Origin of the sequence: Lysobacter ciconiae (assembly GCF_015209725.1) — a bacterium.
GTDB classification, from domain to species: Bacteria; Pseudomonadota; Gammaproteobacteria; order Xanthomonadales; family Xanthomonadaceae; genus Novilysobacter; species Novilysobacter ciconiae.
This window is the reverse complement of sequence record NZ_CP063656.1, coordinates 282,563-300,831: the sequence shown is the minus strand read 5'-3', so window position 1 is coordinate 300,831 and position 18,269 is coordinate 282,563. Positions and strand designations below refer to the sequence as shown.

General features: G+C 68.4%; 13 protein-coding genes and 2 pseudogenes. 11 read left to right on the top strand and 4 right to left on the bottom strand.

The window, feature by feature from the left end; all coding sequences use genetic code 11:
* Positions 1-138: 138 nt before the first annotated feature.
* From INQ41_RS01315 to xth, 3 genes are all read left to right on the top strand, one after another.
* Positions 139-2,550: a S9 family peptidase gene (locus INQ41_RS01315; protein WP_193985553.1), complete on the top strand. Its 2,412-nt coding sequence runs from the start codon at positions 139-141 to the stop codon at positions 2,548-2,550.
* A gap of 89 nt (positions 2,551-2,639) precedes the next feature.
* On the top strand, positions 2,640-3,686 hold the full coding sequence (tssA, locus tag INQ41_RS01310) for a type VI secretion system protein TssA (protein WP_193985551.1): 1,047 nt from the start codon (positions 2,640-2,642) through the stop codon (positions 3,684-3,686).
* A 56-nt stretch (positions 3,687-3,742) separates the two neighbouring features.
* Entirely contained in the window at positions 3,743-4,525 is a 783-nt protein-coding gene (xth, locus tag INQ41_RS01305; protein WP_193985549.1) for an exodeoxyribonuclease III, read from the top strand.
* Positions 4,526-4,620: 95 nt separating this feature from the next.
* On the opposite strand, the gene INQ41_RS01300 is transcribed toward xth, so the two are convergent.
* Entirely contained in the window at positions 4,621-4,893 is a 273-nt protein-coding gene (locus INQ41_RS01300) for a GlsB/YeaQ/YmgE family stress response membrane protein (RefSeq protein WP_193985547.1), read from the bottom strand.
* Between the two features lie 103 nt (positions 4,894-4,996).
* Positions 4,997-6,367 (bottom strand): AMP-binding protein, encoded by a 1,371-nt coding sequence (locus INQ41_RS01295; protein WP_193985545.1) that lies wholly within the window; start codon positions 6,365-6,367, stop codon positions 4,997-4,999.
* A 75-nt stretch (positions 6,368-6,442) separates the two neighbouring features.
* Here INQ41_RS01295 and INQ41_RS01290 point away from each other — a divergent pair, with 75 nt between their 5' ends.
* The 7 genes from INQ41_RS01290 (at position 6,443) to rpmG (ending at position 12,617) form a co-directional block, all read left to right on the top strand.
* Positions 6,443-7,018 carry a 4'-phosphopantetheinyl transferase family protein gene (locus INQ41_RS01290; RefSeq protein WP_193985543.1) on the top strand — a complete coding sequence of 192 codons (576 nt, stop codon included), beginning with the start codon at positions 6,443-6,445 and terminating at the stop codon, positions 7,016-7,018.
* Positions 7,019-7,085: 67 nt separating this feature from the next.
* Complete coding sequence (gene rsmG, locus INQ41_RS01285; protein WP_193985541.1) at positions 7,086-7,760, top strand: 16S rRNA (guanine(527)-N(7))-methyltransferase RsmG; 675 nt, start codon at positions 7,086-7,088, stop codon at positions 7,758-7,760.
* Between the two features lie 243 nt (positions 7,761-8,003).
* Entirely contained in the window at positions 8,004-8,831 is an 828-nt protein-coding gene (locus INQ41_RS01280; protein WP_193987141.1) for a ParA family protein, read from the top strand.
* Entirely contained in the window at positions 8,828-9,772 is a 945-nt protein-coding gene (locus INQ41_RS01275; RefSeq protein ID WP_193985540.1) for a ParB/RepB/Spo0J family partition protein, read from the top strand. Before INQ41_RS01280 ends, INQ41_RS01275 begins: the two co-directional genes overlap by 4 nt.
* A 111-nt stretch (positions 9,773-9,883) precedes the next feature.
* Positions 9,884-11,695 (top strand): DUF885 domain-containing protein, encoded by a 1,812-nt coding sequence (locus INQ41_RS01270; protein WP_407074241.1) that lies wholly within the window; start codon positions 9,884-9,886, stop codon positions 11,693-11,695.
* 507 nt (positions 11,696-12,202) lie between these two features.
* Complete coding sequence (gene rpmB, locus INQ41_RS01265) at positions 12,203-12,439, top strand: 50S ribosomal protein L28 (RefSeq protein ID WP_036191474.1); 237 nt, start codon at positions 12,203-12,205, stop codon at positions 12,437-12,439.
* Between the two features lie 13 nt (positions 12,440-12,452).
* Complete coding sequence (gene rpmG / locus INQ41_RS01260) at positions 12,453-12,617, top strand: 50S ribosomal protein L33 (RefSeq protein WP_193985536.1); 165 nt, start codon at positions 12,453-12,455, stop codon at positions 12,615-12,617.
* A 103-nt stretch (positions 12,618-12,720) separates the two neighbouring features.
* Here the strand turns inward: rpmG and INQ41_RS13180 are convergent.
* Positions 12,721-12,903, bottom strand: a pseudogene (locus tag INQ41_RS13180) (proprotein convertase P-domain-containing protein); the annotation flags it as partial.
* 192 nt (positions 12,904-13,095) lie between these two features.
* Positions 13,096-14,835 (bottom strand): annotated as a pseudogene (locus INQ41_RS01255) (S8 family peptidase); the annotation flags it as partial.
* Between the two features lie 458 nt (positions 14,836-15,293).
* Between INQ41_RS01255 and INQ41_RS01250 the strand changes: the two are divergent.
* Positions 15,294-18,209 carry a winged helix-turn-helix domain-containing protein gene (locus INQ41_RS01250; protein WP_193985532.1) on the top strand — a complete coding sequence of 972 codons (2,916 nt, stop codon included), beginning with the start codon at positions 15,294-15,296 and terminating at the stop codon, positions 18,207-18,209.
* Positions 18,210-18,269 lie beyond the last annotated feature (60 nt).

Genomic DNA, 18,269 nt, shown 5'->3' with positions numbered 1-18,269 from the left:
ACCCGCCCCGCAACGTAGACACAGGCGCGCGCGAGCCCGCCTTTACGCGCTGCGGGCATGACCGAAGACCCGTGCGAGCGGCCTGCACCGCAGCTACGCTGGGTCGGCTTTTCCCCACTCTTCCTGTCGGTCCCGCCCATGCGACTTACCTCTATTGCCCTGGCGCTTGCGCTCGGCTTCCTGACCTCCGCCGCCACCGCCCAACCGGTCGCCGGCAACGCCACGCCAATCACCCTGGAGCAGGCGATGGCCGGTCCCGACTGGATCGGTCCACCGGTCGAGCAGGCGTGGTGGGCGTGGGACGGACGCAACGTGCAGTACAACCTCAAGCGCGACGGCGAACTGATCCGCGACACCTGGCAAGTCGCCATCAGCGGTGGCACCCCGACCTTGGTGGACGAAAGCAGCCGCGCCCAGCTCGATGCCGCCGATCCGGTGTTCGACGCCCGCCGGACGCGCGCCGCCTTTGTCCGCAACGGCGACATCTTCGTGCGCGATCTGCGCAGCGGTGCGCTGACCCAGGTCACCCGCAGCGAGGAGGCCGAGTCACGCCCGCAGTGGAGCCGTGACGGCAACCTGGTGTTCCGTGCCGGCAATGACTGGTACCAGTGGCGCGCCGGCCAGGGCACCAGCCAGGCTGCAGTACTCAAGGCCGAGAAGGATCCCGCCGCCGAGCCCAAGGACGACGACCTGCGCGATCGCCAGTTGCGCCTGATCCAGACGCTCGCCGACGACCGCGCCAAGCGCGAGGCTGCGCGCGAGCAGAACCTCGCCTGGCAGGCCGCCGATCCGACCCGCGCGCCCATCGCCACCTATATGGGCGATGACCTGCGCATCGTCGATACCGCGCTGTCGCCCGACGCGCGCTGGCTGCTGGTGGTCACCGAGCCCAAGAACGCCGAGAACGGCCAGGCGGGCAAGATGCCCAAGTACGTGACCGAATCCGGTTACGAGGAGTTCGAGGAAGCCCGCACCCGCGTCGGCCGCAAGGCGCCGCAGGGCCAGCGGCTGTGGCTGGTGGATGTCGCCGGCGGGACCCGTTCGGAGCTCTCGTTGAACGCGCTGCCCGGCATCGGCAAGGACCCACTGGCGGACCTGCGTGCGAAGGCCAAGCTGGAGCCGCTGGACGGCAACCGCGATGTGCGGGTGGAGTCGGAGGGCGGCCGGCGGCCGGCCATCCACTGGCGCGATGACGGCAGCACCGCCGCGGTGCTGCTGCGCGCGGTGGACAACAAGGACCGCTGGATCGCCACGGTCACCCCGACCCGCGGCCGGGTCGAGTCGGCCGCGCTGAGCGTGCGCCACCACCTGCATGACGATGCGTGGATCAACTGGGGCTTCAACGATTTCGGCTGGACCCCCGACGGCGCACTCTGGCTGTTGTCGGAGCAGAGCGGCTATTCGCACCTGTATCTGGCCGACGGCAACGCCGCGCCGCGCGCGCTGACTTCCGGTCGATGGGAAGTCTCCTCGCCGGTGCTGGGCGCGGACGGCACCACGTTCTATTTCACCTGCAACCGCCAGCGCCCGGGCGACTACGAGGTCTGCGCGGTTGACCGCAGCGGGAACGTGCGCGAGATCACCGCCCTGGACGGCGTGGAGAACTTCGCCCTCTCGCCGGACGGTGGGAAAGTGCTGGTGCGCTACTCGGCCAGCTACCTGCCGCCGCAGCTTGCCGTGGTGGATGCCGGCGGCGGCAAGGCGACTGCGCTGACCGACACCCGCACGCCGGAGTTCAAGGCGCGCCAATGGATCCAGCCCGAGATGGTGCAGATCCCGTCCAGCGACGGCGCCGGCCCGATCTGGGGCAAGTATTACGGCCCGGCGACGATGGAGCCCGGCCGCAGGTATCCGGTGGTGATGTTCGTCCATGGCGCCGGCTACCTGCAGAACGTGCATGGCCGCTACCCGGTCTATTTCCGCGAGCAGATGTTCCACAACCTGCTGGTGCAGCGCGGCTACGTCGTCCTGGATCTGGACTACCGCGGCTCGGAGGGCTACGGCCGCGACTGGCGGACCGCCATCTACCGCCGCATGGGCACCCCGGAGCTGCAGGATTATCTGGACGGCCTGGCCTGGCTGGGCGCCAACAAGCAGGCCGATGTCGACCGCGCCGGCATCTACGGCGGCAGCTACGGGGGCTTCATGACCTTTATGGCGCTGTTCAAGAAGCCCGGCGTGTTCAAGGCCGGCGCCGCGCTGCGCCCGGTCACCGACTGGTCGCAGTACAACCACGAGTACACCTCCAACATCCTCAACACCCCTGAGCTGGATCCGGAGGCGTATCTCGCGTCGTCCCCGATCGAGTTTGCCGACGGCCTCCAGGACCACCTGTTGATCGCCCACGGGATGATGGACAACAACGTCTTCTACAAGGACTCGGTGATGCTCGCCCAACGCCTGATCGAGCTGCGCAAGGACAAGTGGGAGCTGGCGTCGTACCCGCTGGAGCGCCACGGCTTCGTCCACGCCGACAGCTGGTACGACGAGTACCGGCGGATCCTGGAGCTGTTCGAGGACACGCTGAAAGCCCCGCCCGCGGCACGCTGAGCGACCCGCGCGCGCCGCCGTGCGGGCGCGGCGCGCACGGACGCGATCGGGGTACCATCACCGCGTCACCGCTACGCAACGGATTGCATATGTTCGACCAGGAAGAGCTGCTCGCGCCCATCCCCGGTGCGGATCCCGTCGGCGAGGACCTCTCGTTCTCGCTGGAATACGACGCCATCCAGGAAGCCCGCCGGGCGGATGATCCCTCGCTGGAACAGGGCGAGTGGATCACCGATCTGAAGGTCGCCGACTGGGCGGCGGTGGAGCGCATGTGCGCCAAGTTGTTGCGCGAGCGCAGCAAGGACCTGCGCCTGGCGGTCTGGTGGTCGGAGGCTCAGACCCGCAACCACGGATTTGCCGGACTCGCGCGCGGGTACCGGCTGGTCGCCGGGCTGTGCGACCGCTACTGGGATGACGTCCACCCGCAGGTCGAGGACGACGACCTGGAGCAACGCATCGGCAATCTGGGCTGGCTGATCACCCACTCCGGCCAATGGCTGCGCGACCTGCCGCTGACCCACGCACCGCAGGGCCGCTTCAGCCTGGCGGACTTTGAATCCGCACGCCTGCCGCGCAGCGATGACGACGACCGGCCGTCGCCGGAGACCCTGGAATCCGCGCGTCGCAACACGCCGCATGAGTTCTACGTCCGCCTCGCCGAACTCGCGCCGGACTGCCTGACCGCGCTCGCCGAACTGGAGCGCGCGATCGACGAGTGCCTGGGCCATGACGGGCCCAGCTTCACCGCCCTGCGCGACCAGCTCGAGCATCTGCAGACCACCACGCAACGTTTCGCCCGCGAGGCCGGCGTGCTGGTGGGCGGCGATGATCCGGAGCCGGGCCAGATCGACACGACCGTGCCGGCGCCCGGAACCCCCGCACCGCGCGCGGCGGCGCTGGGCAACGAGGCCGTCGCCTCGCGCAAGGAGGCGATCGCGCAGTTGCGCCGGGTCGCCGAGTTCTTCCGCCGCACCGAGCCGCACAGCCCGGTTGCCTACCTCGCCGACAAGGCCGCGCGCTGGGGCGAGATGCCACTGCACGTGTGGCTGAAACGGGTGATCAAGGACGATGACACGCTGGCGCGGATGGAAGAGATGCTCGACGTTGCCGATCCGGTGGATTCGGGCTCGGACTGAGCGGAAACGCCAGGCGCATGGATGAGTCGGCGCCGGCTCCCGGCTAGACTGGCCGGATGAAAATCGCCAGCTGGAACGTCAATTCACTGAATGTCCGCCTCCCGCACCTGCAACAGTGGCTGGAGTCATTCGCGCCCGCCGTGGTCGGACTGCAGGAAACCAAGCTCGAGGACGAGCGCTTCCCCGATACGGCGCTCGCCGAACTGGGTTATCGCAGCGTCTTCAGTGGCCAGAAAACCTATAACGGCGTCGCCATTCTGTCCCGATCGCCGGCGACCGACGTCCAGATCGGCATTCCCGGATTCGTCGACGAGCAGCAGCGCGTGATCGCCGCGACGGTCGACGGCGTGCGCATCATCAATCTGTACGTGGTCAACGGCCAGGACGTGGGCACCGACAAATACGCCTACAAGCTGCGCTGGCTGGAGGCGGTGCATGCATGGATCGCCGCCGAGCTGCAGATGCATCCGGACCTGGTGGTGATGGGCGATTTCAACATCGCTCCCGACGATCGCGACGTCCACGACCCCGAGGTGTGGAACGACCGGCACATCCTGACCTCCACCGCCGAGCGCGCGGCATTGCAGCGCCTGCTCGACCTGGGCCTGCACGATGCATTCCGCCTGCATCATGACGACGGCGGCATCTTCAGCTGGTGGGATTACCGCCAGGCGGCGTTCCGCCGTGACATGGGGCTGCGCATCGATCTCACCCTGATCTCCGATGCGCTCAGGGCGCGATGCGTCGCCGCCGGAATCGATCGCGAACCAAGGACGTGGGACCGGCCGAGTGACCACACGCCGGCCTGGGTGCAACTGCAACCGCCGACGGCGTACTGATCCACCCCGGCGGTTGCGCGCAAAAAAATGGCCCGGCAGTGCCGGGCCATTCCGATCTCGGCGCATCAATGCGCCAAACTTGTTTCAACCAGGGCTCAGCGCGGACGACCGCGGCGGAACAGGTTGACGATCGCCAGCAACACGATCGCGCCGACCAGCGAGACCAGGATGCTCGGAATACTGATGCCCGCATCATTGATGCTGCCACCGGCGATGCCGAGCATACCGGCCAGCCAGCCGCCGATAAACGCACCGATGATGCCGACCACGACGTTGAGGATGATGCCCTGCTGCCCGTCGGTCTTCATGATCAGGCTGGCAATCCAACCAATGATGCCGCCCATAATCAACCAGATAATAATGCCCATACGTGTTTCTCCTTGGATCCATCAGAGGTTTGTAAACGTGCTCCCCTGAGTGGGGGCGCTTGCAGTCTGTACAGGCGGGTGTGACGACGACGTAGGGGTTTCCTCACCCCGAGAGAATGTCCACCAGGCTCTGGCGCGGAATCTTTCCGGTGGCATTGCGCGGCAATTGGGCGACGAATCGCACCCGGCGCGGCAGGAAGACCGGATCGCAGCGACCGCGCAATCCCTGCATCAACGCCGCCTCATCCATGCCGGGCGCCACCACGACCGCGGCAATGCGCTGGACACCGGACTGGTCGCCCTCCAACTGCACGATGACACCGTCATCGACGCCAGGCACATCCAGCAGGATCCGGGTCAGGTCACCCAGCGACGCGCGCTTGCCGGCAATCTCCAGCAGGTCGGCGTGGCGACCGCGCAGGACGAACCGGCCGTCAGGCTGAAGTTCGACGACGTCGGCCAGCACCACCGGGTGCTCCAGATGGGCGGCCCTCACCCGGGTGCCGTCGGGTTGCGCGGCGAGGCAGACGCCAGGCAACGGCGTCCACGCAGATTCCACCGCCGTGCGGCGACGGGCGATGACGCAGGTTTCGGTCGAGCCGAACAGCTCGCGCACGTGGCAGTGGTAGCGCCGCTCGGCCGCGTCGGCCAGTTCGGGCGGCAGCGGCGCGGTGGAGCAGACGATGCCGGCCAGCGGCGGCATCGCGACGCCGGACTGCAGCAGCGCGCGCAGGTGCACCGGGCTGGTCACCAGCAGCGGCGGCATGCCCGCATCGCTGCAGGCCATGGCGATGTCGGCAGGAAAGAAGGGCCGGCTGACGTGCACCGCCACCGGTCCCAGCAGCGGCAGCAGGACGGACATCTCCATGCCGTACATGTGCTGGGACGGCACCGTCGCCACCACCGGCGTGGTGAAGTCCGCGGCTCCGCTCCCCAGAAGTCCGGTCAGCGCGGCGAGGTTCTGTCCGGTTCCGGCCGTGAACGCCCGCCAGCGCTTGGGCGTGGCAGTGGGCTGGCCGGTGCTACCGGAGGTGAAGCCGATGGCGACCAGCGCCTCGGCGGCGATCAACGGCATCTCCCCGTCGCGCCCGGGCAGTACCTGCGGGAGTTCGTGGAAACCGGCGCCGGGATCTTTGGCGGCGTCCATCTCGACGATGCAGTAGCTGTCCGGATACTGGCCGCGCACCTGGGCCACGGTGGCCTCGGCCCGCGAGGCCGGCAGCAGTGTCGTCTGGCCCCGCATGGCGGCGGCACAGAACGCGACCAGGAAGCGGTACCGGTCCTCGCACAGGTTGAGCACGTACGCGGCGCTCGGCAAACCGGCCGCGACACCGCGCACCTCGTCAAGGAACCGGGACAGCGGCACGGCACCGTGCGCATCGAAGACGATCTCTCTTCCCGGCGCGCCAAGGGCAAGCGGCGATGGGTCGCCGGCAGCGACGTTCCTGGCAGTGTTATCAAAGACGGCTGACATAAGTCCAATACTGCGGCACTGCCGCTCCCCAATGCTTAGCTTACGCTGAGCAACGCCATTGCCACCAACATCGCCATGCCTGTGCCCGAGCCCCATCCGCCCTGCTGGACCTGGCTGCCGTTGCCGCGCGGCGAGGTCGCCGAGCCCGTCGCACGCCGCTGGCTGGGCGAGCGGCTGGGCTGTCCGCCCGAGGACCTGTCGCTGCCGCGCGACGACCATGGCCGGCCGCACTTGGGAGGCCGCTTCGCCCGCTGGGACGGCAACTGGAGCCACAGCGGCGCAGGTCTGCTGGTCGCGCTGGGCCGCGACGTGCGCCTCGGCATTGATCTGGAATGGGTCCGGCCACGACCGCGGGCGATGGAGCTGGCGCGGCGCTTCTTCACCGCGTCCGAAGCCGATGCGATTGCCGCCCTGCCGCCCGCACAACGGGAACCGGCCTTCCTGCGACTGTGGTGCGCCAAGGAAGCCGTGCTCAAGGCGCACGGCCGAGGACTGGCGTTTGGCCTAGACAAATTCGAGTTCGAGACCAGCGACACGGGTATCCGCCTGGTTCGCTGTGACGACGCGCTGGGCGATCCGGCGCAGTGGTCGGTGCGCGAACTGCTGCCGCAGCCGGGCTATGTCGGCGCAATGGCCTGGCGTCCGGAGTGAGCGCGCGCGTACCGCGATCCCCCCAAGCGAGTGCCCGGCCGCACCGCAGCCGCCATAATCCCCGCCCATGACGATCCCCATTCCCATCGCTGCCCGCGAACGACTCGACGCCGGCCTGGCCAGCCTTGGCCTGGACCGCGCCATCGCCGCGCCGCTGCTGGAGTATCTGCAGCTGCTGCTGCGCTGGAACCGCGCCTACAACCTGACCGCGGTGCGCGAGCCGCTGGACATGGTCGACAAGCACCTGCTCGATTCGCTGGCGATGCATCCGCACGTGGATGCGATCGCCCGCGCCGGCGGCATCCTCGCCGACCTGGGCACGGGCGCCGGGCTGCCGGGCATTCCACTGGCCATCGCCAAGCCCGGCCTGCGGGTGACACTGGTGGAGAGCAACGGCAAGAAGGTCCGGTTCCTGCGCGAAGTGGTGCGCAAGCTGGCCCTGGCCGACGTGGAGGTGGTGGAGTCGCGGATCGAGGCGTTCGACCGTCCCGGCGCGTTTGATGCGATCACCGCGCGCGCACTGGCGACGCTGCCGCTGATCCTGCAACTGGGCGGACACCTGCTCAAACCCGGCGGCCAGCTGCTGGCGATGAAGGGGGTCTACCCGGACGCCGAAATCGCCGAGCTGCCGCATCAGTGGACGCTCGCGCACGCCCACGCGCTGCGGGTGCCCGGGCTGGATGCGGAGCGGCACCTGCTGGTTATCCAACTTGCCGGGCCTGCGCAAAGCACTGCGCCGTAACGCGCGGAGGTCGGCACGGTCCAATCCTGACAACGCTGCCAACGCCGGCGTCCAGCGCCACAATCGCGACGCCGGTCACAGCCGCGCGGTTCGGCAGGCGCCGGCCATGGCGGGCATAATCGTCTGTCGGGCGGCGCCACGCGCGGTCTTTTCGCAGCACCCATCGCAGCACGCATGGCCGCCACCTTCGCCGCAACCTTCGCAACCGGGAAATCCGCAACCGTGACCCAGGGGACGAGCCGCATCGCCCGCATCATCGCCGTCGCCAACCAGAAAGGCGGGGTTGGGAAGACCACCACGGCCGTCAACCTGGCCGCCGCGCTCGCCCGCACGCCGAAAAAAATCCTGCTGGTCGACCTGGACCCGCAGGGCAACGCGACCACCGGCAGCGGCGTCAACAAGCGCGAGCTGGACAGTTCGATCTGCGAGGTCCTGCTGGGTGAGGAGGACATCGCTGGCGTGATCGTGCGCACCCAGGAAGACTACGACCTGGTGCCCGGCAACATCGACCTGACCGCCGCCGAACTGCGGCTGATGTCGGCCGAGGCGCGCGAGCAGCAACTCAAGCTGGTGCTGGCGCCGGTCGCGGCCAACTACGACTTCATCCTCATCGACTGTCCGCCGGCGCTGTCTCTGCTGACCTTGAATGCGCTGACCGCGGCGGACTCGGTGATCGTGCCGATGCAGTGCGAGTACTACGCGCTGGAAGGCATCAGCGCGCTGATGGACACGATCGAGGCGATCCGCGCGAACCTCAATCCGCGCCTGGAAATCGAGGGCGTGCTGCGGACCATGTTCGATGTGCGCAACAACCTGGCCAACGCGGTGTCGGCCGAGCTGATCGAGCACTTCGGCGACCGCGTGTTCCGTACCATCGTCCCGCGCAACGTTCGCCTGGCCGAGGCGCCCAGCCACGGCCAGAGTATCGTCGGCTACGACCGCAACAGCCGCGGCGGGATCGCCTACCTGGGCCTGGCCGGCGAGGTCCTGCGCCGCCAGCGCGAACGCGATCAGGCCGCCAGCCGCGCGCAGACCGCCGCCAAGCCCCCCAATCCGGAGACGACCACATGAGTGCTGCAAAGGGTGACACCGCCAGCCCGCCGGCCACCAGGGCGGCCGCCAAGAAGCGTGGGCTGGGCCGCGGCCTGGAAGCGCTGCTGGGCCCCAAGGCGGATGTCCCCGAGCTGGAGGCCACCAGCAGCGACACCCTGCGCCACCTGCCGGTGGATTCGCTGGCCCCGGGCAAGTACCAGCCGCGCAAGCACTGGGATGACGAGAAGCTCGACGAGCTGGCCGAGTCGATCCGCGCGCAGGGCGTTATCCAGCCCATTGTCGTGCGTGAATCGCGCGAGCACGGCGGCAAGACTTGGGAAATCATCGCCGGCGAGCGCCGCTGGCGTGCCTCCCAGCGCGCCGGTCTGACCGAGATCCCGGTGGTCGTGCGGTCCGTGGACGACCGCACCGTCATCGCGATGGCGCTGATCGAGAACATCCAGCGCGAAGACCTCAACCCGCTCGAAGAGGCCTCCGCGCTGCAGCGCCTGATCGACGAGTTCGACCTCACCCACGCCCAGGCAGCGGGCGCGGTCGGGCGTTCCCGGGCGGCCGTGTCCAACCTGTTGCGCCTGCTGGAACTGCCCCCGGCGATCCGTGCGCTGGTGGAGGCGCGCCGGCTGGAGATGGGCCATGCACGCGCGCTGCTGACCCTGGCGCCCGACCTGGCCAGCAAGCTGGCGAGCGATGCCGCCGAGCACGGCTGGTCGGTGCGCGAGGTCGAACACCGCGCGCAGCAGTTCGCGCTGGGCCGGGTTCCGGTCGGCAAACGCGCGCGACCGGTGAAAGCCCGCCCGCAGGCCGACATCGTCAGCCTGGAGCGCGAGCTGTCAGAGTCGCTGAACACCCGCGTCAACGTCCTCCACGGGCGCGGCGGCAAGGGCAAGCTGGTGATCCACTACAGCGACCTGGACTCGCTGGACGGGGTGCTGGAGAAGCTGCGCCCGCCGCAGTCGTGACCGGAACCGCCGTCGCCTGAGTCGCTGATGCGCGCGGCCGGTACTTTCGGCCGGTGGGATCGCCGGCGCCACGGTGCGAAGATCGGGTTCGATCTTTCTGCCGTGGATGCCGTGAAGCCACTCTCCCTGACCCTGTTGCCCGCGCTGCTCGCCGCGCATCTTGCCCTGGCCGGCGCACCCGCGGTCGCCGCCACGGCCGATACCGCCGCTGCCGCCAGTACCGCTGCCGTGACGTCGGCCGCCGACAAGCGCTTCCAGACCATCTACGAGCGCGAGTGGACCTGGCGCCAGGAGCAGACCGGCGGTGGCTCCGACGAGGATGGCGACAGCGGGTCCGCGCCCGGCCGTCTGCCGTCTGTCGACGCGGCGAGCCAGGCGGCTCGCTTGGCATACTGGGACGACGTGCTCGCCGAACTGGACACGATCGACCCGTCCGCGCTGTCGGCGGAGAACCGGATCAACCTGGCGATTTACCGGCCGCAGGTGGAGAACCTCGCCGCCCAGGTCCGCTTCCGCAGCTACGAGATGCCGTTCAACTCGGACTCCTCGTTCTGGTCCAACCTGGGCTTCATGACCCGACGGCCGATGCACACGGCCGACGACTACCGCCGCTACATCCAGCGCCTGGCCGATGTCCCGCGCCACTTCGACCAGCAGATCACCAACATGCGCGCCGGTCTGGAGCGCGGCTTCACCGTGCCGCGGGCGGTACTGGACGGGCGCGATGTGTCGATCGCCGCGGTCGCCGATCTCACCGACCCGGAGAAGTCGACGTTCTACGACCCGCTGCGCAAACTGCCCGCTTCCATTCCGGCCGAGGAGCAGGCCAAGCTCCGCGCAGCGGCCCGGGAAGCCATCGGCCAGCAGGTGATCCCCGCCTACCGGACCCTGCTGACGTTCTTCCACGACGAGTACGTGCCCGGCGCGCGCACCACGCTGGGCGCGTCGGAGATGCCCGGCGGCGATGCGTTCTATCGCCAGCAGATCCGCGAATACACCACCCTGGACCTCACTCCCGCGCAGATCCACCGGATCGGCCTGGACGAGGTGGAACGCATCCAGGGCGAGATGGACGCGATCATCCAGCAGGTCGGCTTCAAGGGCAGCTTTGCCGAGTTCCTGCAGTTCCTGCGCACCGACGAGCAGTTCTACGCCAGGACCCCGGAGGAGCTTCTGTGGCGGGCGGCCTGGATCGCCAAGCGCATCGACGCGCAGCTCGGCAACTTCATCGGCACGCTGCCGCGCGGGCGCTTCACCATCGTTCCGGTGCCCGAGGATATCGCGCCGTACTGGACCAGCGGCCGCGGCGGCAACGGCACCTACTGGGTCAACACCTACGACCTGCCTTCGCGCGCGTTGTACAACCTGCCCGCGCTGACCCTGCACGAGGCCGCGCCCGGCCACGCGATGCAGGGCGCGCTGGCGGCCGAGCAGGACGCGCTGCCCGACTTCCGCCGCAAGACCTACATCTCGGCCTTCGGTGAGGGCTGGGGCCTGTACGTGGAGAAGCTCGGCGAGGAAATGGGCATCTACGAGACGCCCTACGAGCACTTCGGCCGGTTGACCTACGAGATGTGGCGGGCCGCGCGGCTGGTGATCGATACCGGGCTGCATGCGCAGGGATGGACGCGCGACCAGGCGTTGGCCTATCTGCGGGATCGCACGGCCTTGAGCGAGCACGAGGTCACCACCGAGGTGGACCGGTACATTTCCTGGCCGGGCCAGGCGCTGAGCTACAAGCTGGGCGAGTTGGCGATCGTGCGTCTGCGCGGCGAGGCGGAGCGGGAGTTGGGCGGGAATTTCGACATCAAGGCGTTTCACGACATGGTGCTGGCGCTGGGTTCGGTGCCGCTGCCGGTGCTGGAGAGCCAGGTGCGGGCATTCATCGCGGAGTCGAAGGCGGCGGCTGACGCGAAGGGCTGAGAGGGTCGGGCCGGCGATGGCGGGTTTGGCCGATGGGTGAGTGCCCAAAGATGGCGGCGGAGGCCCGACCAGCGACGGATTTGGCTGTGGCGGGGTACTTACGCGAGGGCGCCTGCCGGGTGTCCCGCTCAGTCGCTCCACGATATTCGCTTGGTGAGCGGGACACCCGGCAGGCGCTTTTTCAGGGTTCCGGCGGTGGGATGGAAAAATCGCCCGTTGGCGTGGTTCCCGGGCGGCGATAGCGTCAACGCGACTTGGAGAGCTGGGATCGCCGGTGGCGGCAGCTTGCTGGCAACCATTGATTGCCGCATAATGCCCGGCTCGCTGTGTCCGGCCAGCCCGTGAGGCTTGCAAGGCAGCATCCGGAAGCGCGATTCCGGTCTGCCGGTTCCAGCGTCCGCCTCCGGGCGGCCTTCTTCCCGTATCGCATGCCGACCACATCCGTGGATCCGGCGGGGCCGCCGCCTCCCTGGCCAAGGGAAGCATCAACATCCTTTCGAGGTGCGTATGTCCCGTGTATGCCAAGTAACCGGCAAGCGAACGACGACTGGCAACAACGTCTCGCATGCCATGAACAAGACCCGTCGCCGCTTCATGCCCAACCTTCACGAGCGCCGTTTCTGGGTCGCCAGTGAGAACCGCTGGGTCAAGCTGCGTGTTTCCGCCAACGCGATGCGCACCATCGACAAGAACGGGATCGATTCCGTTCTGGCCGATCTCCGCGCACGCGGCGAAAAGATCTGAGGAGGACTGAACCATGGCTTCCAAGCGCGACAAAATCCGCATGATCTCTTCGGCCAATACCGGTCATTTCTACACGACCGACAAGAACAAGAAGAACACGCCGAACAAGATGGAGATGAAGAAGTACGATCCCGTCGTTCGCAAGCATGTGATGTACAAGGAAGGCAAGATCAAGTAAGCCTTCCGGTGCGGTTCCGACCGGTGAGTTCCAGCCGGTTCGCTGCAAAGAGAAACCCGCCTTCCGGCGGGTTTCTTGCTTTCAGGCGTTCAAGACGTGCTGATCAGAAGTCGATGCTCCACGACTTGATGTAGCCGCTGTCGCCGGACCACATGTCACGCACGCGCAGCTTCCAGGTGCCGTTCTTGGCTTCGCTGGTCAGGTTGACGTTGGCGTAGCCGATCACGTTGTCGGCACTGTCGCTGCCGCTGGAGTTCTTGATCCGGTAGGTGGAGTTGTCGGGTGCCACCAGGTCGATCTGCAAGTCACCGCGGTAGGTGTGGCGGATGTCCAGGGTGACCTTGGTCGCCGCCAGGCCGTTGCCGCTGCGGCCGCTGACGGTGATCGGGCTCTCGATCGTGCCCGGGTTGGGGATGTTGTACGTGGTGGTGTTGCTGTAGGTCTGCGGGTTGTCGTTGCCGCCGCCGCTGCCGGTGTCGTAGTTGGCGACCAGGCTGACGCCGCTGAACGCCTGGTAGGCCTTGAGCCGGACGTGGTAGGTGCCGGCGGTGGGGCTGGCGAAGGTGCAGGTCTCGGTGTTGCCACTCAGCCACGGACGGCAGTCGTAGGAGCTGTCGGTCGGGGCCGTGCCGCGCTTGATGTACATATCCGCATCACCGCTGCCGCCAGACATCTTGAAGCTCAGGTTGGTCGCGCCCGCCGGCACCTGGAAGGTGTAGTTCACCGTCGCCCCGGTGGCCGCCGACAGGCCCGTTACCGGCGTGCCCTTGGTCAAGGTGCCGCCGACCGGATCTGGATCGGGCGGATTGCCACCGCCGCCGCCCATCGCGTCGACCGCGGCTTTGGCGTCCACGATGCCGTTGCCGATCGCCTTGTCGATGCTGACCGGGAACGGGCGCAGGGTGGACTTGAGCGCCGCCTCGATCTGCGCCGGGGTCTTGACCCCGCCGTTGGCCGCGGCTGCGGACTGCATCAATGCAACGACGCCGGCCACGTGCGGGGCGGCCATCGAGGTGCCCGACATCGTCCCGTAGCCCTCGGTCGAGGGCGCCTTGGTGCCGTTGTTGATGGTGGAGGCGATGTCGCTGCCCGGCGCCGCCACGTCGATCAACGGGCCGTAGTTGGAGAAGCTGGAGCGCGCGCCGGTCCGGGTGGTGGACGCCACCGCGATGACGTTGTTGCAGTTGGCCGGATTGAATCCGGATGTGTTGGCGTTGCTGTTGCCGGCCGCCACCACCACGGTGGTGCCGCGCGACACCGCGCCGTTGATCGCGCTCTGGGTGGTGCTGCTGCACGAACCGCTGCCGCCCAGGCTCATGTTGATGACTTCGGCCGGGTTGCTGTTGGCCGGCACGCCGCTGACGCTGCCGCCGGAGGCCCAGATGATGCCGTCGGCGATATCGGAGGTGTAACCGCCGCCCCGGCCGAGCACGCGCACCGGCTGGATCTTCGCGTTGTAGGCGACGCCGGCCACGCCCTTGTTGTTGTTGGTCACCGCCGCGATGGTGCCGGCGACGTGGGTGCCGTGCCAGCTGGAGTTGTAGCCGCCGCTGTAGTCGCCCGGATCGCTGGGATCGCTGTCGCGGCCGTCGCCGTCGCCGGCGATGCCCGCGTCGGAGATCATGTCGTAGCCGGCGACCACGTTGCCATTCAGATCGCTGTGGTTGGTGATGCCGGTGTCCAGCACGGCGACCACGATGCCCGAGCCGGTGCTGACGTCCCAGGCCTTGTCGGCGCGGATGCCGCCGGCGGCTTCGTAGTAGTGCCACTGGTTGTTGGCATAGAGGCTGTCGTTGGGGGTGAAGGCCGGCTGCAGCAGCTGGTCGACCTCCACATACTCGACGTTCGGATCGGCGGCGATCTGGCGCATCAGCGCGGCGGCTTCGACACGGTCAAGCTTGCGGTCGGTGCGGACCACGTCCGCGCCGGTGGCGATGCGGCGCACCTGGTGGAGTGCCAGCGCGTTGCCCGTGCGCGCGGTCCTGGCCACGCGGTCCAGGGAGGACTGGACCTTGGCCAGGTTGGCTTGCGGTTCGCTTCCCTCGCGGTACTTGACGATGAAGCGATCGGTCGGCTGGCCGTCCTGCAGGGTGGCCAGGTTGGCGACCCCCGCATCGGCTGCAACGGCCGGCGCGGCGAACGCGGCGGAGGAAAGCGCAACGGCGGTGGCGGCTGCGAGGAGGCTTTGGCGCAGGCGCTTATCGGTGGTTCTGGACATGAGATTGTTACCCCGGTTGGTGTGGCGCAAGCAGTTGTGGAGAATCCACGGATCTGGTCGTGTCCGGATTGCATCGCGGTCATGACCGGTCGGCGTCGAGACGGAAGTGGCTTCCAATGTCAGCGATGCCTTCGTAGCTCGCCGCCGGCTCCCTGTCGCGCCCTTCGGTCCTGGCGCCCCATGCGGCAAAGCACACGACAGATGTAGGCCATTTGACCCGGCTGGACATGCGTGTAAATCTCAATTTGTTCTCAACGGACGCAAAAATTGGGCAGCAAGTCGCAAATAACGTCAGAAACTGACCCAGGCGGCTGTGTATAACTTGGCTCCTGACATCCGGGCGGGGATACGGATGCGCAGCGGCCAGCGCTCTACTTGGCATTGAACGGAAGCAGATCCCGGGACAGGTGCAATCCATGACCATGGCGGACAGGCTGCCTTGGCCCAGCGATACAGGAATGCTCCAGGTCGCCGACCTGCAGCTTGACCTGCGCTATCGCCACGTCATCACGCCCGAGCAGACCGCCGAACTTCCCCAGCGCGTGTTTGACGTGCTCTTGATCCTGCTGTCGCAGCCGCATGTGCTGCATTCGCGCAGTGCGCTGCTGGAGCAGGTGTGGTCCGGGGTCGTGGTCGAGGACGCCAACCTGTCGCAGGCGATATGGACCCTGCGCAAGGCGCTGGGCTCGACGCGCAAGCCGTGGATAAGAACGGTCGCAAAAGGCGGCTACGTGTTCGATCCGCCCGCGCCGGTGCAGGCGATACCCATTGAAAGCCTGGCGACCGACATCCTGCCCGCGCCGCCGGTGCCCGCCAGCACGTCTACCACCTTGGTCGTGGAGGCTCCCGTTGGGCCGGCACCGACTCCGCTTGCTGCCGAAGCACCCGGCTTCGCATCCGGAGCGCGGCCCGGCCATGCCGCCACCGGTGGAGTGCCCGCTGCGCGGCCCCGGCCCCGTATCCAGCTGGGCTGGCTGGCCGTTGCCAGCGCCGCCGGACTGATGCTGCTGGTCGCGCTGCTGGGCCTGGCCCGCCTGGGCGGTCAACCCACGCAACTGCCGCCGCTGCAGCCGGTGGCCGTCGCGCTGATGGAGGTGGGCAACGGCGAAGACAGCGATGCCCGCTGGCCGGCGACGGTGCTGCACGCCTGGCTGGAGTGGAAATTGAACGCGCTGCCTGAGGTGACCTTGCTGACAGAGGCCCATCTGGCCGCGGATGCGACTCAGAACTCGCCGCAGGTCGTGCTGCTGAGCGCGGGAAAATCCGCCGACCAGCCCGAGGAGCGTTTTATCCGCGCGCGCTTCGACGCTCCCGGCGGGACCCGCCAGCTGGAGTTGCGCGGCAGTGCCGCACAGATGCCCGGGCTCATCGATACGCTGTCGCGTCAGGTGCTGGAAGAACTGGTGCCGGCGCGGCGTGACGATCCCTGGCCCAGCCTGGAGATGGGTGAGCCGGCGATGCGCAGCTACGCCGCGGCCTACCAGGCTTACAGTTCCCGCGACATGGCCAGCGCCGCCGCCGGGTTGGCGGCCGTGCTGCAGCAGGCACCGCAGTTCGGCCTGGCGCATCTGCAAATGGCCATGGCGCAATACCGTCTGGGCCAGGCGCGATTGGCCATGGAGCACGTGGCCCATGCCGCACGGCTGCTGACGCCGGTCTCCGCGGACGTCGCCAGCGTGCTGGCTGCCGCGGCGCTGTCGGTGGACCCGCAACGCGCCAACGAGACGGCCGTGGCGTACGCCGAACTGGCCGCCCGCTACCCGCAGCGGATCTCGTTCCGGCTGGAGCAGGCGTGGCATGAAATGCGCGGCGGCGACCCGGACGCCGCGCTGCTGGCGCTGGACGGAACGCAGTGGCAACGACAACCGCTGGGCGTCCAGATCCAGTGGCGCCTCACCCTGGCGGAGATCGAAGGGGTGCGCCTGGACAGCGATGCGGTGCTGGAGCACGCCACCCAGGCGGCCCAGCTGGCGCGCGACGCCGGCAAGGGTTGGGAGCGCGAGCTGGCGGCCGCCACACTGCTGCAGGCCCGCGTCCACGCGTTCCAGCGCGGCCCCGAGGCCGGCCAGGAAGGCTTCGCCGAAGCCGCACGCCTGTTCGCCTCGGTCGGTGCGGAAATCGACGCCCTGCACGCCCGCGTGTCGGGCGAGCTGATGCTGCCCACCGCGGGCCGCTCCAAGGAGCTGGATACCCTGCTGGCGCACGCACGCGCCGGCGGCTACCGCAATCTGGAGATCCAGCTGCTGCGGGGCGTCGCCTTCCAGCAACGCAGCGCCGGCAATCTGGGCGAGTACCGCCGCCGGCTGAAAGACGCGCTGGCGATTGCCGAAAGCGTGGGCGATGTCTCCGCGCAGCAGGAGCTGCAGGTCGACCTGCTCAACGAGGACCTGCTGCTGGGCCGGTTCGAGCGCGCCACCGAGCGCATCCGGCAGATCCGCGCCGGTCCGCTCACCGGCGACACGGCGACCTGGCTGGACCAGTTTGAAGGCTTCGTACACGGCATCCGCGGCGACTATCCGGCGGCCAGCCAGGCACTCGACCAGACCGTGGACCGCCTCGCCCGCGAGGGCGACCCGCCGCTGCCGGCCGATGCGCTGGCGCGCCTGGCCTGCGCGCGCGCCGAGCTCTTGCTGACCCAGGGCCGCCTGCAGGACGCCCGCGCGCGCCGCGCGCAATGCGCCGACACGCGGCAGGCGTATCTGGGCAACTACGCGCTGACCGTAGGCGCGATGATCGACCTGATGGCCGGCGATGCCGGTAACGCGGCACCCGCGCTGCAGGAGCGGGTCAGCGACATCCAGGCGATGCCGCCCTCCCCGGAGCGCTGGGCCGCAGCGCTTTGGACAGCCTACCTGCTGGCACGCGCCGAGGACCTGGACACCGCGCACACGCTGTACACCCAAACCCTCGCGGCGCTGCAGGACACCGGCTACGAATGGCTGATCGCCGATGCGGAGATCGGCCTGGGGGAAATTGCCGTCGCCCGCGGGCACTTCAGTGAAGCGACCCGGTTGTCGGCAGCTGCGCGCCAACGCCTTCCCGGCGCCTCGTGGCAGCAATTCCACCGCCTCGACCAGATCGGCGTGGTGGTCGCGTTCGCCAATGGCCAGAACGACGAGGCGCAGTCACGCCTTATCGCAAGCGACGCGCGCGCCCACGAGGTCGGCGACATCAAGGCCCAGTTGGAGCTGCACAGCCTGATGGACGCACTGGGCCCGTACCTGCGCCCGGATGCACGCGGCTGCGATCCGGTGGCGCGCAACGCGCTGCTTGCCGGCACCGGCATGCGCGGCGCCAACCTGGACTGGATGCTCCGCGATCTACCGCTTCCGGACGCGCAGCTGGCGATGACCGCCTGGCATACCGACCACTGACGGCGTTGCCCGGCATGACCGAGCCTCGCGCGCAGCGCCGCGCGCCGTCCTACACTCGGC

Excerpts from the sequence above, each read along its gene's own strand:
- INQ41_RS01315 (WP_193985553.1), top strand. The coding sequence starts at position 139 with ATGCGACTTACCTCTATTGCCCTGGCGCTTGCGCTCGGCTTCCTGACC.
- tssA (WP_193985551.1), top strand. The coding sequence starts at position 2,640 with ATGTTCGACCAGGAAGAGCTGCTCGCGCCCATCCCCGGTGCGGATCCC.
- xth (WP_193985549.1), top strand. The coding sequence starts at position 3,743 with ATGAAAATCGCCAGCTGGAACGTCAATTCACTGAATGTCCGCCTCCCG.
- INQ41_RS01300 (WP_193985547.1), bottom strand. The coding sequence starts at position 4,893 with ATGGGCATTATTATCTGGTTGATTATGGGCGGCATCATTGGTTGGATT.
- INQ41_RS01295 (WP_193985545.1), bottom strand. The coding sequence starts at position 6,367 with ATGTCAGCCGTCTTTGATAACACTGCCAGGAACGTCGCTGCCGGCGAC.
- INQ41_RS01290 (WP_193985543.1), top strand. The coding sequence starts at position 6,443 with ATGCCTGTGCCCGAGCCCCATCCGCCCTGCTGGACCTGGCTGCCGTTG.
- rsmG (WP_193985541.1), top strand. The coding sequence starts at position 7,086 with ATGACGATCCCCATTCCCATCGCTGCCCGCGAACGACTCGACGCCGGC.
- INQ41_RS01275 (WP_193985540.1), top strand. The coding sequence starts at position 8,828 with ATGAGTGCTGCAAAGGGTGACACCGCCAGCCCGCCGGCCACCAGGGCG.
- rpmB (WP_036191474.1), top strand. The coding sequence starts at position 12,203 with ATGTCCCGTGTATGCCAAGTAACCGGCAAGCGAACGACGACTGGCAAC.
- rpmG (WP_193985536.1), top strand. The coding sequence starts at position 12,453 with ATGGCTTCCAAGCGCGACAAAATCCGCATGATCTCTTCGGCCAATACC.
- INQ41_RS01250 (WP_193985532.1), top strand. The coding sequence starts at position 15,294 with ATGCTCCAGGTCGCCGACCTGCAGCTTGACCTGCGCTATCGCCACGTC.